The following is a 14,618-nucleotide window of genomic DNA, read 5'->3' as shown; positions in this document are numbered from 1 at the left end:
GTTCCGGTGGAAATTCAGGGAGTCCGTTCGATCTCGTCCAGGGCGTCGAGGAACCGCACGAGGTGCTTTTGTTCGCCGAGTGACGTGCGCAGGTATCCGGGAAATCCGAACAGCCCGGCATTGCGAACGAGAATGCCGAAATCGGCGGCGAGACGATCCTGCGCGCGGGCACAGTCCCGGGCCGCGACGGCGACGAAGTTGGTCACGGAGGGGAGATGGGCGCGCCCGCGCCGGTCCAGCTCGCCGACGAACCAGCGCCGTCGTTCGGCGTTGGACCGGCGTACCCCGTCGACGAAGTCCCGGTCGCCGAGGGCGGCGGTCGCGGCCGCCTGGGCGAGCCGGTTCACGCTGAAGGGCAGGGCGCGCAGGGCCCCCCGCAGCCCGGCGATCAGCTCGGGCCGGCCTACGGCGTAGCCGACGCGCAGCGCGGCCAGGCCGTAGGCCTTGGAGAAGGTGCGCAGCGCGACGACGGGCGCGCCCCCGTCCAGCAGCTCGCGGGTCTGCGGGGTGTCCGGGTCGGCGAACTCCATGTACGCCTCGTCGAAGACCAGCGGGACCCCGCTGCGGCCGGAGGCGTCGACCAGCGCGGCCAGTTCGGGTCGGGTGAGAGCCGCGCCGCTGGGGTTGTGCGGGTTGCACAGATAGCCGATCCCGTGTCCGGGCAGCCGTGCGGCGAAGGCGGCGGCGTCGACGGCGGTGCCACTCAGCGGTACGGCGGTGCAGCCGCGCCCGATGAGCTCCAGACAGGCCCGGTAGCCGGGGAACGTGCCGTCGGTGACGAGCCCGGGAAGGCTCCGGTCGCCGAGGGTGAGGGCGGTGGCCAGGACGAGCTCGTCACTCCCGTTGGCGACGGCGATGTGGTCCGGGCCGACACTCCAGTGCGCGGCGAGCGCCCGCACCAGTTCCTGCCGCTCGGGGTCCGGGTAGACGTTGACCCGTCCCAGTTCGCGCTCGGCCGCCCGCACGGCCGCCTTGCCGGCGCCGTGGGGGCTCTCGCTGAGGTGCAGCCGGATCAGGTCGTCGGCGCCGGGGACACTCGTGTTGAACGCCTTGCCGGCGGCCGGGGCGGCCTGTCCCGCGGCCGGGGTCACAGGCTGTCCCCCAGGAGGACGCCGAAGCAGTAGCTGCCGACCTCCGCCTCGAGGGTCAGGAAGCAGTGTTCGCTGCCGGCCGGGATCCGCATGACGGCCGGGGAGAGCAGTTCATGGCGTGCGCCGTCGAGTTGGACCTCGATGCGGGCACCGCCCTTGTTCGGGGAGACCAGCAGGTAGAGCTCGTCGACCGGGTGGGTGTGCGGCGCGGCGACCGGCTTGCCGACCAGGGCGCTGAGTTCACCTCCGGCGAGCTGCACGGGCAGGCCGCCGAACATGTCCGCGGTGAGGTAGAAGGGCGCGGGCTGGTGATGCCCGGCCACGGCGAGGGGGATGGGCAGATCCTCCACGATCTCGGGGCCGGCGGGACATCGCTCGCTCATCACTGGGCCTCCAGGACGAACAGGTAGGTGTGGGGGGCGCCGAAGGGAACCGTGCGGCGCAGGTGGAGCCCGCCCTCGTGGAAGAGGTCCTCGTACTCCTCGCGCGTGTAGACCGGGACACCCATCAGCGCGTGGGCGAGCTCGAAACCGCTGGAGAAGACGGGCAGCGTGTCCTGCTCGCCGCGCGGCCGGACGGTGGTGTCGGCGAGCAGGAAGGTGTGCGCGCGGGGGAACGCCTTGCGCAGGGCCGGGATGACGTCCGACCGGGTGGTGGGGTCGACGAGCAGGTCGTGCAGGAACATGAAGCTCATCGCGACGTCCACCTGGTCGGCGCCCTCGACGCGGCGGCCCCGGAAGAGGATGTCGAGGACGTCGGCGCAGATCGGCTGGACGCGGTCGGCCAGCTCGTGCCGCTCGACGGTGCCTGCCGCCAGCGCGGTGGCCGAGGCGCTGATGTCCAGGCCCAGACCGCGGGCGCCGGGGCGGGACTTGACGAGGCGGCACACGCGTTCGCTGATCCCGCTGCCGAGGTCGGCGATGACGGAGAAGTCGAGTGCGGCGATCTGCTCGTCGAGCAGGTTCCGCATCAGCGCCATGTCGGCCTGGGCCGAGCCGAGCGCGACCATGGCCTCGTCGCGCAACACGTCCTTGCCGAAAGCGCGTTCCCCTCGCGCGATGGACGCGGCGTTGGCGAAAACGTCGTGGTATCCGCCCACGCCCCAGGTGAAGAACCCTATTTTCCGGCGGAGGTCGCCCCAGGCCGGTGTGGGTGTCACCCGGTCGTCGCGGACGTCGAGATACCCGAAGGCCTCCGCCGCCGACAACAACTGGCGGAAAACCCTTTCGTCCAGCTGTCGGCGCCAACAGTAGTCGGGCACGTCGAGCCGGTCGGCCGCGTCGAACCAGGCGAACAGCCCCAGTTGCTCCAGGGCGAAAACGACATGGGTGGAGATGAATCCGTTGAACGCGGTGTCGGCATCGAGCGGGGTGTTCGCGGCGCCCTGCCATTCGGCGGGACGGAAAACGCTTTCACCTAACTCTTGGAGGCCGTCACGGGAAAGGGGAGCAGTCACGAGAAGTGCCTTCCTTGTTTCGGTCGAATGCCGAGCTCCGGTCGAGCCGAAGTCGAACCCGCTCGAGTCGGCCTGGAGCCGGCTTCGAGTCGGCCTTGAGCCGATGCCGATGCCGATGCCCGAATCGGCGGCAACCGGTTACACGCGGGGCGAAGTGGCGGCGACACGTTCCACCGCCACCGCCAGTTCCCGCACGGTGGGGTGGTCGAAGAACAGCCGGTTGGGCAGCCGGACACCGAGCTGCCGGCGCAGCCGCATGAGTACCTGAGTGGCTTTCAGGGAATGGCCGCCCGCCTCGATGAAGGGGGTGTCGTCATCGAAGTCGTCATGCCCGAGCACCTCGGCCCACGCGGCTCTGACCTGGGCTTCCATGACCCGCGTAGGCGGTGTCACGGACGGTTCGGAAACCGGCCCGGAAAGCGGTCCGGAATGCCGCCCCGAAGGCGGTGCGGAATGCGGTCCGGAAGATTGCCCGGCATGCGGATCCGGACGCGTTTTCACGCCGTCGTCGTTCAAAAGAATTCCCCCGTGTCATGACGGATCACGGTCGATCGCCCCGGATGCGGAGCAGCCGTGGAACGGCCACGCACATGGGCGTGGCCAGGTCGAGCTTCAATTGTTTTCCCCCGTAGAAACGGACGCTCCACCGGTCGGTCAAACCGGTTCGGTCCCTGAGGTGATTGCTCACCCTGGCGGCAGATTGCCGATATCGGAGAGTAGGCAGCGGCCATCGAGCCAGTCAAGGGTCGAATGTCGGCCAGCCTGCACCGGGATCACCTTTGGCCAACACTTCGACGCTGGGTGTAAACCCGCACGGTGATTCCCTTGCATCGGCCATCCGGTTGGCCGAAAAGCGGGTTGACGGCCGAAACTCGGCACCTCTACCGTCGACCTGTCGATTGTGAACGCAGTATTTCAAGGGTTGCGTTCGAGGCCGACATCAACCGGCGTGACAGGGGGAATGATGTACGCCGCAACGGGGGAGACAGAACCGGTCGACCAACCGGTTCCATATTCCGTCAGAGTCCTTTTCGAACTCCGATGATCCTTGGATCGGTGACCACCTGACCCGTGGCCGCCTGATCTCTCAAAGGCCGTAGCCGGCCTTTCTCCATCATTCACACGGTGTTGTCTACCGCTGCCCGCCGCACGGCGCACATCTGTGTGTGCACCTGTGCGCGCACCGCTGTACGGGCAGCGGCATTCGTCACGAGACGCAGCAAGGAAGCGTGTTGAGGCATGCCATTCTGGGCGCCGGGGGAGTCGGGCTCGCCCTCGGAGCGGCGCTGGCCCGCGCGGGCCACGAGGTCGTGCTGGTGATGCGGGAGTCCTCACGAGCCCGCTACCGCGGCGTGATCGACGTCCACAGCAAACTGCACGGCGACCTCGCCGTCGAGGCACGCGCGGTGGAGCGGCTCGACGAGCCGGTCGACGTCCTGTGGGTGACGGTGAAGGCGCCCGCGCTGGACGCCGCCCTGGCCCGGGTCGCCCCACGGCTGACCCCGGACTCTGTCGTCCCCCTGCTCAACGGACTCGACCATCCGCGATCGCTGCGGACCAGGTTCGGGCCCCGCCAGCTCGTCGGCGCGATCCTCATCGAGGCGGAACGCACCGCGCCCGGCCGGGTCACCTGGAACTCCCTGTACGCGGAGATCAGCCTCGCGACCACCGACGGCGGCCGCGCCGAGGGCGGCCCCGAAGACCGCGACCGCGCCGGGGAGGATCCCGAAGGCCGGGGCCACACCGGGGAGGATCCCGAAGACCGAGGCCACACCGGGGACGATCCCGAAGACCGAGGCCACACCGGGGACGATCCCGAAGACCGAGGCCACACCGGGGACGGTCCCGAAAGGGGCGCCGGCACCGGTGGCCGGCGGCTCGGCGGGCTCGCCGAGGTCCTCGCCGACGCGGGTCTCGGCTGCACCCCGGAGCGGGATCCGGCGAGCGTCCTGTGGCGCAAGCTGGTCCTCCTGCTGCCGTTGGCGCTGGCCACCACCGTGGCCGACGGCCCCCTCGGCATCGTCCGCCGACGGCCCGAGCTGTCCGCCCTGCTGCGCGACTCGGCCCGGGAGGCCTGTGCCGTCGCCGCCGCGGACACCGTCGCCGTCGACGCCCGGAACCTGCTGCACACCCTGGACACCCTGCCCGGCCGGACCGACACCTCCCTGCACCGGGACGTCGCCGCCGGGGTCCGGCCGACCGAACTCGCCGCGCTCACCGAGCCGGTGCTGCGCCGCGCCCGGGACCACCACGTGGCCGTACCCGCGCTGACCGAACTGGCGCGCAGGGCCGCCGAACGGGAGCGGCAGGCGGGGCTTCCCGCACCGCACCGATCCACCTACCGCAAGGGAGAAACGTCATGACCGTCGGTTCGGGCGAGACACTGGACGAAACCCTGGAAGCGACCCTCAAGGAGATCCTCGTCGAGGACCTCTTCCTGGACGTGCCCACCGAACGCATCGGGGACGACGACGGCCTCCAGGACGTGCTGGGCCTGGACTCCCTCGGCTTCGTCGAGCTGCGCGCCCAGTGCGAGCAGCGCTTCGGCGTGGCCATCACGGACGCCGAGTTCACCCCGCTCCACTTCCACTCGGTGCGCACGGTGGCCAACCTGGTGCGCACCCTGCGTACGGGTGCCACCGGCGAGCACCTGGCGGTCCCGCAGTGAGGAAACCCGCCTCCTCCGAGCAGCTGGACGTCTGGCTCGCCTGCCAGCGCGAACCGGAGTCCGACCGCTACAACGTCACCGTCGACCTGGAGTTCACGCCGACCGTCGACATACCGGCGCTGCGTGCCGCGCTCGGCGATGTGCTGATCGCCCACCCGGCCCTGCGCTGCGCCTTCGTCACCGAGGGCGGCGAGCTGTGGCGCACCGCCGAGACCGACCCGCCGATGGCGTTCGTCACCGACCGGCTTCCCGGCCGCTACGACCGTGCGCAGGCTCTGGCCCGCGCGGTCGTCGCCGGCCGCGCGCCCTTCGACCTGGCCACCGCGCCGCTGCTGCGCGCGACGCTGCTGGCCGGGGAGGGCGGCGCGTTGCTCGCCGTCACGATGCACCACATCGTCTCCGACGGCTGGTCCAGCCGGATCCTCGCCGAGGACCTGGTGACGGCGTACCGCGCCCGGACGACGAGCGGCCCGGTCCCGGCTCCGCGCCCGTCGTCCGACATCGATGCCGCCATCGATGCCGAGACCGGTACGGGTGCCGGTGCCGGTGCCGGTGCTGATGCTGGTGCCGTTGCCGTTGCTGCCGCCGGTGCCGAGGCCGACGCACAGGGCGATCGCGACGCCGACGCCGATATCGATGCCGATATTGACTCCGACTCCGACGCCGACGCCGAAAAGTACTGGACCTCCGTCCTGCGTGACGCCCCCGCCTCCCTCGCGCCCCCGCACGACCTGGTGCCGGAGGACGGTTTCCCCGGTCCCTCCGGCCGGGTGGAGGTGCTCCTGCCCGCCGAGGTGCACGCGGGCGTCCAGGCGCTGGCCGCCGCCGAACGTGGCTCCCCCGCCGTCGTGCTGCTCGCCGCCTGGTCGGTGCTGCTGCACGCGTGGGCCGGGGAGTCCGAGGGCACCTTCGGCATGGTCTTCGCCGGCCGCCGGTATGCCGACGCCGAGCGTGTCGACCTGTTCAGCCGGGCGCTGCCGATGCGTGACCGGATGTCCCTCGACGACCGCTTCCTGGACGTGGCGGCCCGGCTGCGCGAGCAGATGCTCGACGCGATGGAGCACGCCCACCTCCCGGTGCGGCGGCTGCGGGCGATCCGCAGCGCGCAGGCGAACGGGCCGGGCGTCGAGCGGACGGTGTTCATGTACACCCCCGCCTACGAGGACGAGTGGCAGGCCGGAGAGGTGACCGTCCGCCGCTTCGACCACCCGGACGAGACGACGAAGTACGAGTTCTCGGTCAACGTGCTGGAGGGCTCGGCCGGTACCCGGCTGTGCGTCTACTACGACACCGCCCGCTACCTCCCCGCCACCGCCGAGCTGTTCGCCGGGGAACTGCGCGAGCTGCTGGCCCGCGCCGTGGCCGCCCCGGAGAGCACCTGCGGCGATCTGCTCGCCGCCTGCGACCCGGGCCTGTCCGAGGTCGCCGCGCACGGCGCGCCCGTCGCGTCACCGGCGCCGAGCATCCCCGAGCTGGTCCTGCGGCACGCCGTCGACCGCCCGGACGCCGTCGCCGTGCGCCACGGCGAGCGCACCCTCTACTACGGCGAACTCGCCGGCCGCGCGGGCGAGGTGGCCGGCTGGCTGCGCGACCGGGGTGTCGGGCCCGGCGACACCGTGGCGCTGCTGCTCGCCCCCGGCGTCGAGACCCCGGTGTTCTGGCTGGCGTCCGCCCTGGCCGGCGCCGCCTACCTCCCCCTCGACCCCGCCTATCCGCAGGCCCAGCTCCAGTTGATCGTGGACGACGCCCGTCCCGCGGTCCTCGTCGTGGACCCGGACTGCGGACAGACCCTCGACGTGGCGGAGGGCACCGCCGTTCCGGTCGGCGAGGCGCTCGCGCGGGCCCGCGGCCGGTCCGCCCCCGAGCTCGCGTACGACGACTCCGCGACCCTCTGTGTGCTCTACACCTCCGGCACCACCGGCCGGCCCAAGGGGGTCGTGCTGCCGCACCGCGGCCTGGCCCGGCTCTTCGTACGGCCCGACTTCCTCCCGCTGGACGAGACGGACGTCGTCGCGCAGCTGTGCCCGCTCAACTTCGACGGCGCCAGCTACGAGATCTGGGGCGCCCTCACGCACGGCGCGCAACTGGTCGTCCTCGACAAGCACCTGGTGCTCAGCCCCCGTGAGATGCGGACGGTGGTCCGCGAGCGCGGGGTGACCACGCTGCTCGTGACGACACCGCTGCTCAACCGGATCATCGAGGACGCCCCGGACCTGCTCCAGTCACTGCGGCGGGTGTACTTCGGCGGCGAGCTGATCTCCGTACGGCACATGCGCCGTGCGCTGCGCTGGTCCCGGCCGGGCGTCCTGCTGCACAGCTACGGCCCCACCGAGAACTCCTTCACCTCGACCTGGTTCCCGATCACCGACCTCGCGCCGAACGCCAGGACGGTCCCCATCGGCCGACCGGTGCCCGGCACCGAGGTACGGGTCGTGCAGGAAGGCGGCACCCGTCCGGTGCCGCGCGGGGTTCCGGGCGAGCTCCTGCTCGGCGGGGCGGGGTTGGCCGACGGCTATCTGAACGCGCCCGGGATGACGGCGGACCGGTTCGTCACCGACGGCCCGACCCGCCTCTACCGGACCGGTGACCGGGTGCGCTGGCGCCCCGACGGCCTGCTGGAGTTCATCGGCCGCAACGACAACCAGGTCAAGATCCGCAGCCAGCGCGTCGAACTCGGCGAGGTGGAAGCGGTGTTGGACGCGCACCCGGCCGTCGAGTCGGTCTTCGTCACGACGCGCGTCAACCGGCGCGGCGAGAAGGAGATCGTCGCCTACGCGGTGGCCGCGCCCGGCACGGACGCCGACGAGCTCGGCCGGCACGCCAGGCTGCGGCTGCCCGCCTTCGCCGTGCCCAGCCACCTGCTGCTGGTCGGGGAGCTGCCGCTCACCCCGACCGGCAAGATCGACCGGCGTCGGCTGCCGGACCCGGAGCAGGCGACCGGGTCCGCTCGGCCCGACCCCGCTCCGGCCCTCGCACCGGAACCGCCTTCGATGGCTTCCGCTGCTGCCGGCCCTTCCCTCACCTCCGTGCCCCCTGCGGCCTCCGCAGCCTCCCCGACCTCCGTGACGGAAGGTGTGCGGGCCGCCTGGCGGGCGGTGCTGGAGCACGACGGCTTCGGGCCCGACCGCAACTTCTTCGACGCCGGCGGCCATTCGCTGCTGCTGGTGAAACTGCGGGAGCAACTGCGGCTGGCGACCGGCGCCGACATCCCGATCATCGACCTGCTGCGCCATGTCACGGTCCGCGAGCAGGCCCGCCTGATCGCCACGGCCGACCAGCCCATGGGCGGGACGGCGGCCCCGGCCGCCGTCGTGCCCCGACGGCCCCTCGAAGGCGCGCCGCCGAGGCCGGCCGGCACGGCGCCGCTGCCGACTCCCGGTCCGCGGATCGTCGCCCTCTCCGCCGCCACCGCCGAGGCCCTGCTCGTCGCCCGTGAGCGGCTGGCCGCCCATCTGGAGGCGAACCCGGACCTGGCGCTGGCGGACGTGGCCCACACGCTGGAGGTGGGCCGCCGGCACTTCGGTCACCGCTGTGCCGTCGTGGCGTCCGACCCGGCCGAGGCGGTGCGTGCCCTGCGTGCCCCGCACACCGCGACGCCCGCCGCCCCCGGTTCGCCCCCGGCCGTGGTGTTCGCCTTCGCGGACGGCCCGCCGGACGACACCGACCGGGCCGCCGAGCCGCTCACCCGCCAACTGCGCCTGGCCGGCCGGTTCGCCGAACGGGGCGTGACCCCGGCGGCGGTGTACGGCGTGGGAACGGGACGGTTCGCGGCCGCGGTGGTCAGCGGCGCGCTCACGGCCGAGGAAGGCGTGCGGCTGGTCGCCGACGGGACCGGCGCACGCCTCCCCTTGCCCCGCCGTCCCGCCCTGCTGTGGTCCACCGCGCTGGGTCCGCTGTTCCCCGACGGGCCCGCCCCGCAGGAGCAGCACCTGTCGGCCGAGGCCGAGCCGGCCAAGCTGCTCCGGACGGCCTGTGACCGGCTCGGCGAGGTGGCCGTCCTCGACCTCGCGGCCCAGGACCCCGACGAGCGGGCGCTGCTGACGGCCCTCGCGGCCCTGTGGTGCCAGGGCGCCGAGGTGCGGCTGACCCCGGCCGGCCCGGCCCGTCGTCTGCGTCTGCCCGGCCACCCCCTGTCATGGGCGTCTTCCGCGTCCCCGCTCTCCGTACATTCCTGAAGGAAGGTCCGCATGCCGCACGTACGTGGCGAAGCCGCCGTTCTCGTCGAACCCGGGCGCCTGGAGGTGGCGGAGGTCGCCTTCCGGGAGCCGGCCGAGGGCGAGGTCCTCGTCCGCAACACCGTGGCCGCCATCTGCGGCAGCGATGTGCACCGGGTGCGCGCCGAGTCCCCCTTCTTCCGGGACATGCGCGACCACCCCTACCCCTGCCCGGCGGGCTACCCGGGGCACGAGGGCGTCGGGGAGGTCGTCGAGAGCCGGTCGGCCCGCTTCTCGCCGGGCGACCTGGTGCTCACCGTGCCCAACCATGCCTACATGGCGTCGTTCGCCCGCTACCAGACGATCGCCGACCGGTTCCTGCTGCCGGTGAAGGGCACCGGGGCGCCGACCGTCCAGCTGATGGCGCAGCAGCTCGGGACCGTCGTCTTCGCGCTGAAGCGGTTCTGGCCGGAGCCCGTGCCGGAGGGGTCGACGGCCGCCGTCGTCGGCGTCGGCTCGGCGGGGCTGTTGTTCCAGCAGCTGCTCAAGCACCGCGGGTTCGAGAAGGTCGTCGCGGTCGACCTGGAGCCGGGGCGGCTGGCGGTGGCCCGTTCCCTCGGCGCGGACGCGACCGTGCACGTGCCCGGGCAGAGCGCCGAGGAGGTCGTCATGGAGGCGACCGGCGGCAAGGGCGCCGACCTGGTCGTGGAGGCGGCGGGCACCGACGGGGCGCGCGAGCACGCGATGCGGATGGTCGGGCAGCACGGCCGGCTGGGCTTCTTCGGCATGCCCGAGGACTACGACATGCGCATCCCGTACGCCCATCTCTTCGTCCGCCAGGCCCAGTTGATCACCGCGGTCGGCGGGGCCCAGCTGGAACCCGGGCTTCCCTCCTTCCGGACCGCGCTGGAGCTGATCGGGGACGGCTCGATCCGGGTCGACGACCACATCACCCACACCTTCGACATCAAGAACATCGCCGACGCCTTCGACCTCGCGCACAACCGGCAGGACGACGTCGTCAAGATCGCGCTCACTTTCGGCTGACGGGAGGACAGGCATGTCGGAACTCGCCAAGCACTCGGCCCCGGTGGCCGTCATCGGCGTCGGCGGCCGGTTCGCCCGGGCGCCCGACGTGGGGGCGTTCTGGGACAACCTCGTCGCGGGCCGGGACTGTTTCCGGCGGGAGCGGGTCCCGGTCGTGGAGGACCTGGGCGAGGACCGGCTGCGGGTCCACTCGTGGGGGACCGCCCCGCACCGGGACACCTACGACCACACGCTCGTCGGCGTCGAGGGGCTGGACCCGCAGCACGGCATCCTCCAGGAGTCGCTGTGGCAGGCGGCGGAGGACGCCGGGGTCAGGCTGTCGGCGATCGCCGACCGGACCGCCGTCTACGCCGGCTGCGCCCGTACCAAGCATGTGCCGCGCGCCGCCTTCGACGACGTGGTGCAGGTCGACCCGACGTTCGCCGGGCCCTACTTCTCCTATCTGCAGGACCTGTGGGGCGAGTCGCTGATGCTGGACTCGGCGTGCGCCACCTCCACGGTGGCCGTCCAGCTCGCCTGCCAGAGCCTGCGGTCGCACGCCTGCGACTACGCGCTGGCCGGGGCGGTGGCGATCCAGGAGGACGCCGACGGCTCCTACCTGCGGACCCCGCGCAGCATCTACTCCACCGAGGGCATCGTGCGCCCCTTCGACCGCCGTCACAACGGCGTGGTGCCCGGCGACGGCTCCGGGGCCGTCCTGCTGCGCAGACTGGACGACGCCCTGCGCGACGGCGATCCGGTCTACGCCGTCATCCGCGGCGGCGCCGTCACCAACGACGGGCGGGCCAAGCCCGGTTTCGTCATCCCCGGTGTCGACGGCAAGGTCCGCGCGGTGCGCCGGGCGCTGGAGGCGGCGGGACTGACCGGGGCCGACGTCGACTACGTCGAGACGCACGGCGTCGGCATCCCGCTGAACGACCAGATCGAGGCGACCGCCCTGATCGAGGCCCTCGGCACCGACGGGCCGCCGGTGGCGGTCGGCTCGGTGAAGGCCTCCGTCGGTCACTGCGACACCGCCGCCGGCATGGCGGCCCTGATCAAGACCTGCCTTGCGATCGACCGCGGCTTCCTGCCCGCGACCCCGAACACCGAGGTCCCCATCGAGGAGTTCACCGGGCGCGGCGAACGCTTCGGCATCCTCCCCGAAGGCCGCCCCTGGCCCACGAACGGCCGCCCACGCACGGCCGGCCTGATGTCGGCCGGCGTGGGTGGCACCAACGCCTTCCTCGTCCTCGAGGAGGCCCCGGCCCACTGACGCCGGGCCGCCGGCCACCCATCAGTTTCCGTTTCCCTTACCGAGGAGCACGCATGTCCGTCACCGCCGACCTCTACATCGAGGTCAAGAACTTCTACGCCCGCCAGATGCGCGTCCTGGACGACCTGGACATCGAGCGTTTCACCGCGACCTTCACCGAGGACGGCTCGGTCGCCCATCCGCACCGCGGCGAGAAGGTGGAGGGCCGCGAGGCGATGCGCACCAAGATGAAGAGCATGCTCCCGATGTACGAGGGGCTCGTCACCCGGCACTGGTTCGACCACTTCCTGATCGAGCAGACCGAGGGCGCCGGCCTGCGCGTCACCTACTACTCGCTGGTGACCCAGACGAACACGCAGGACGAGGTCCACTTCTTCTCCTCCTCCAGCGTCGAGGACCAGATGGTGCGCGAGGACGGCGAACTGCGCATCCGGGAGCGGGTCATCCACCGCGACAACCCCAAGTACGGCCGAGTGATCTGACCCCGGCCCGCGCATCCGCGAACCGTGAACCGCTGAAGGAGGGCAGAGCAGATGGCAGAGCAGAAGGCGGAACCCTGGGAGCTGCCGCCGGCCGAATGGAACGACACGGCAGGGCCGTTCGAGGACCGGGTGAGCATGATCGACCTGATCGAGCGGCGCGTCCGGGAGTCCCCCGACGCTCCCGCCGTCCGCCTCGGCGAGGGGGAGGTCAGGACGTACGCGCGGCTGTGGGCCGACTCCGGTCTGCTCGCCCGGTTCCTCGCCGGTCACGGGGTGGGGCGTGGCGCGTTCGTCGGCATCCTGCACGAGAACTCGTGGGACAGCGTGCTGGCGGTCGTCGGTGTGCTGCGCACCGGCGCCGCCTACGTGCCGCTGGACGCGCGCTGGCCGGCCACCCGGATCGCGGCGCCGCTACGTCAGTCGGGCATCGACTGGCTCGTCACCGGCCACGCGCTGGCCCGCCGCGCGGAGGAGGCCGGGCAACTGGCGGGCTCCGGCGTGCGGCTCGTCTGCACGGATCTCGGGGCCGCGGCCCCGGACCCGCTGGACACGGAGACGGTCGGGCTGCTGTGGGACACCGTCGCCGAGGACGAGGACCTGGCCCGGGCCTCGGGCTTCAACCAGAACCCCGGCGACGGGATCTCCGCCGCGCAGATCGACACCTATGTCTCGCACGTGCGCGACCTGGTGCTGTCGGCGGCTCCGACGGCGCGGCGGCCCCGGGTCGTCGAGGTGGGCTGCGGTGCCGGTCTGATCGCGGGTGCGCTGCGGGACCGGGTGGCCGGTTACACGGGCGTCGACGTGTCGGCCGTCGCGCTGGAGCGGGCGGGGCGGGAGGCCGGCGAGGGAGCGCGGTTCGTGCGGGCCGCGGCCGCCGACCTCGGCCGGGTGGTGGCCCCGGCGAGCGCGGACGTCGTCCTGCTCGCGAGCGTCGCCCAGTTCTTCCCCGGGTTCGAGTACCTGCGGTCCGTGCTGCGGGACGCCGTGGGCGCCCTGGCGCCGGGCGGGGCGGTGGTCCTCGCGGACCTCGCGGAACCGGGTGAGGGCCCCGACTCCGGTCATCTGCGGGTGCCCGCCGAGTGGTTCGGGCGACTCTCCGCCCAACTCGGTCTGCCGGTACGGGCGGAGATCCACCGGCGCGGTGGGGACGGCTGGCCGCCGGTCCTGCGGGACCGGTACGACGTCGTCGTGCGCCTGGCGCCGCACGACACGGCCGTCCCGTACACGCCGGTGATCAGCGCCTGGAGCGACGTCGAGGAGGCCCGCGCCCTGCCGCTGCCGGCCGGCCCCGGCGCCGACGACACCGCGTACGTCATCTTCACCTCGGGCTCCACCGGCGTACCGAAGGGCGTGTCGGTGCGCCACCGCAGTGCCGTCAACGTCATCCAGTGGGTGAACGAGACCTACGCGGTGGGTCCGGACGACTGTCTGCTCTGGGTCACCGCGCTCACCTTCGACCTGTCGGTCTACGACCTGCTCGGCGTCCTCGCGGCGGGCGCCAGCCTGCGCGTGGTCTCCGCGGCCGAACTGTCCGACGGCGAGCGCCTGCTGGACATCATGCTGCGCGAGCCGATCACCTTCTGGGACTCGGCGCCCGCCGCGCTCGGCATGGTGATGTCCTTCGCCGACGAGCCGGACGGGACGGGCGGGGCGAGCGCGACAGGCGCGACGGACGCGACGGCGGACGGTGGTCCGGTGCCGAGCCTGCGGCTGGTCTTCCTCAGCGGCGACTGGGTACCGCTGGCCCTGCCCGGCCGCGTCCGGGCGCGCTTCCCGCGGGCCCACGTCGTGGCGCTGGGCGGCGCGACCGAGGCGACGATCTGGTCCAACCACTTCGACGTCGGGGAGATCGACCCGGCCTGGACGAGCGTCCCGTACGGCAAGCCGATCCGGAACGCCCGCTACTACGTCCTGGACGGCGACCGCAAACCGTGTCCGATCGGCGTCGAGGGCGATCTCCACATCGCGGGCGTGGTGGTGGCCGACGGGTATGTCGGCGATCCGGAGCTGACGGCCGCGAAGTTCACGGCCGACACGGTGAGCGGCCTGGCGGACGAGTCCATGTACGCCACGGGCGACCGGGCGCGCTGGATGGCCGACGGCAACCTGGAGTTCCGGGGCCGGCGGGACGACCAGGTCAAGGTCCGCGGCTACCGGATCGAACTGGGCGAGGTGCTGGCCGCCCTGCGTCAGGTGCCGGGGGTGGTGGACTGCGCGGTCACCACGCTGCGCGGCGACGACGGCCCGCAGATCGTGGCGGCCGTGGCCGTGGGGGGCTCGGAGCCCTCGCCGGGCGGCGGGTTCGTGCGCCGCCACCTCGCGCAGAACCTGCCCAGCTACATGCTTCCGGAGCATGTGCTCGTCCTGCCCGCCCTCCCGGTCGGCCCCACGGGCAAGGTCGACCGGGAGCGGCTGGCCCGGCTGGCCGCCCGCCCCCGGGACCGCCGACGGACCTGAGCGGGAGG

The 14,618-nt window shown here is 72.6% G+C and carries 11 protein-coding genes; 7 read left to right on the top strand and 4 right to left on the bottom strand.

What is annotated here, in order from left to right; translation table 11 throughout:
• Window positions 1-14: 14 nt before the first annotated feature.
• The 4 genes from ACFVYS_RS33105 to ACFVYS_RS33090 form a co-directional block, all read right to left on the bottom strand.
• The gene (locus ACFVYS_RS33105) at window positions 15-1,091 is read right to left on the bottom strand and encodes a pyridoxal phosphate-dependent aminotransferase (RefSeq protein WP_389508095.1); all 1,077 of its coding nucleotides are present in this window, start codon (window positions 1,089-1,091) and stop codon (window positions 15-17) included.
• Complete coding sequence (locus ACFVYS_RS33100; protein WP_389508093.1) at window positions 1,088-1,474, bottom strand: cupin domain-containing protein; 387 nt, start codon at window positions 1,472-1,474, stop codon at window positions 1,088-1,090. Before ACFVYS_RS33100 ends, ACFVYS_RS33105 begins: the two co-directional genes overlap by 4 nt.
• The gene (locus ACFVYS_RS33095; RefSeq protein ID WP_389508091.1) at window positions 1,474-2,547 is read right to left on the bottom strand and encodes an SAM-dependent methyltransferase; all 1,074 of its coding nucleotides are present in this window, start codon (window positions 2,545-2,547) and stop codon (window positions 1,474-1,476) included. Before ACFVYS_RS33095 ends, ACFVYS_RS33100 begins: the two co-directional genes overlap by 1 nt.
• A gap of 138 nt (window positions 2,548-2,685) precedes the next feature.
• Window positions 2,686-3,063 carry an acyl carrier protein gene (locus ACFVYS_RS33090; RefSeq protein WP_389508089.1) on the bottom strand — a complete coding sequence of 126 codons (378 nt, stop codon included), beginning with the start codon at window positions 3,061-3,063 and terminating at the stop codon, window positions 2,686-2,688.
• A 716-nt stretch (window positions 3,064-3,779) separates the two neighbouring features.
• Here ACFVYS_RS33090 and ACFVYS_RS33085 point away from each other — a divergent pair.
• Genes ACFVYS_RS33085 through ACFVYS_RS33055 form a run of 7 tightly spaced genes read left to right on the top strand, consistent with a single transcriptional unit; the run spans window position 3,780 to window position 14,610 of the window.
• Window positions 3,780-4,910, top strand: coding sequence for a ketopantoate reductase family protein (locus ACFVYS_RS33085; protein ID WP_389508088.1), 1,131 nt, complete (start codon window positions 3,780-3,782; stop codon window positions 4,908-4,910).
• The gene (locus ACFVYS_RS33080; protein WP_389508086.1) at window positions 4,907-5,215 is read left to right on the top strand and encodes an acyl carrier protein; all 309 of its coding nucleotides are present in this window, start codon (window positions 4,907-4,909) and stop codon (window positions 5,213-5,215) included. The genes ACFVYS_RS33085 and ACFVYS_RS33080 overlap by 4 nt, the downstream gene beginning before the upstream one ends.
• Entirely contained in the window at window positions 5,212-9,390 is a 4,179-nt protein-coding gene (locus tag ACFVYS_RS33075) for an amino acid adenylation domain-containing protein (RefSeq protein WP_389508085.1), read from the top strand. The genes ACFVYS_RS33080 and ACFVYS_RS33075 overlap by 4 nt, the downstream gene beginning before the upstream one ends.
• 12 nt (window positions 9,391-9,402) lie before the next feature.
• A complete protein-coding gene (locus tag ACFVYS_RS33070; RefSeq protein WP_171397067.1) occupies window positions 9,403-10,416 on the top strand; it encodes a zinc-binding dehydrogenase in 1,014 nt (337 codons plus the stop codon).
• A gap of 13 nt (window positions 10,417-10,429) precedes the next feature.
• Window positions 10,430-11,671, top strand: a complete 1,242-nt coding sequence (locus tag ACFVYS_RS33065; protein ID WP_389508083.1) for a polyketide synthase — start codon at window positions 10,430-10,432, stop codon at window positions 11,669-11,671.
• 53 nt (window positions 11,672-11,724) lie between these two features.
• Complete coding sequence (locus ACFVYS_RS33060) at window positions 11,725-12,153, top strand: nuclear transport factor 2 family protein (protein WP_389508081.1); 429 nt, start codon at window positions 11,725-11,727, stop codon at window positions 12,151-12,153.
• 51 nt (window positions 12,154-12,204) lie between these two features.
• Window positions 12,205-14,610 (top strand): AMP-binding protein, encoded by a 2,406-nt coding sequence (locus ACFVYS_RS33055; protein WP_389508079.1) that lies wholly within the window; start codon window positions 12,205-12,207, stop codon window positions 14,608-14,610.
• Window positions 14,611-14,618 lie beyond the last annotated feature (8 nt).

The sequence above is a fragment of the Streptomyces sp. NPDC058295 genome (assembly GCF_042880655.1).
GTDB lineage: Bacteria > Actinomycetota > Actinomycetes > Streptomycetales > Streptomycetaceae > Streptomyces > Streptomyces coriariae.
Note: the sequence above shows the minus strand (reverse complement) of the source record. Positions and strands in the feature narration are given on the sequence as shown.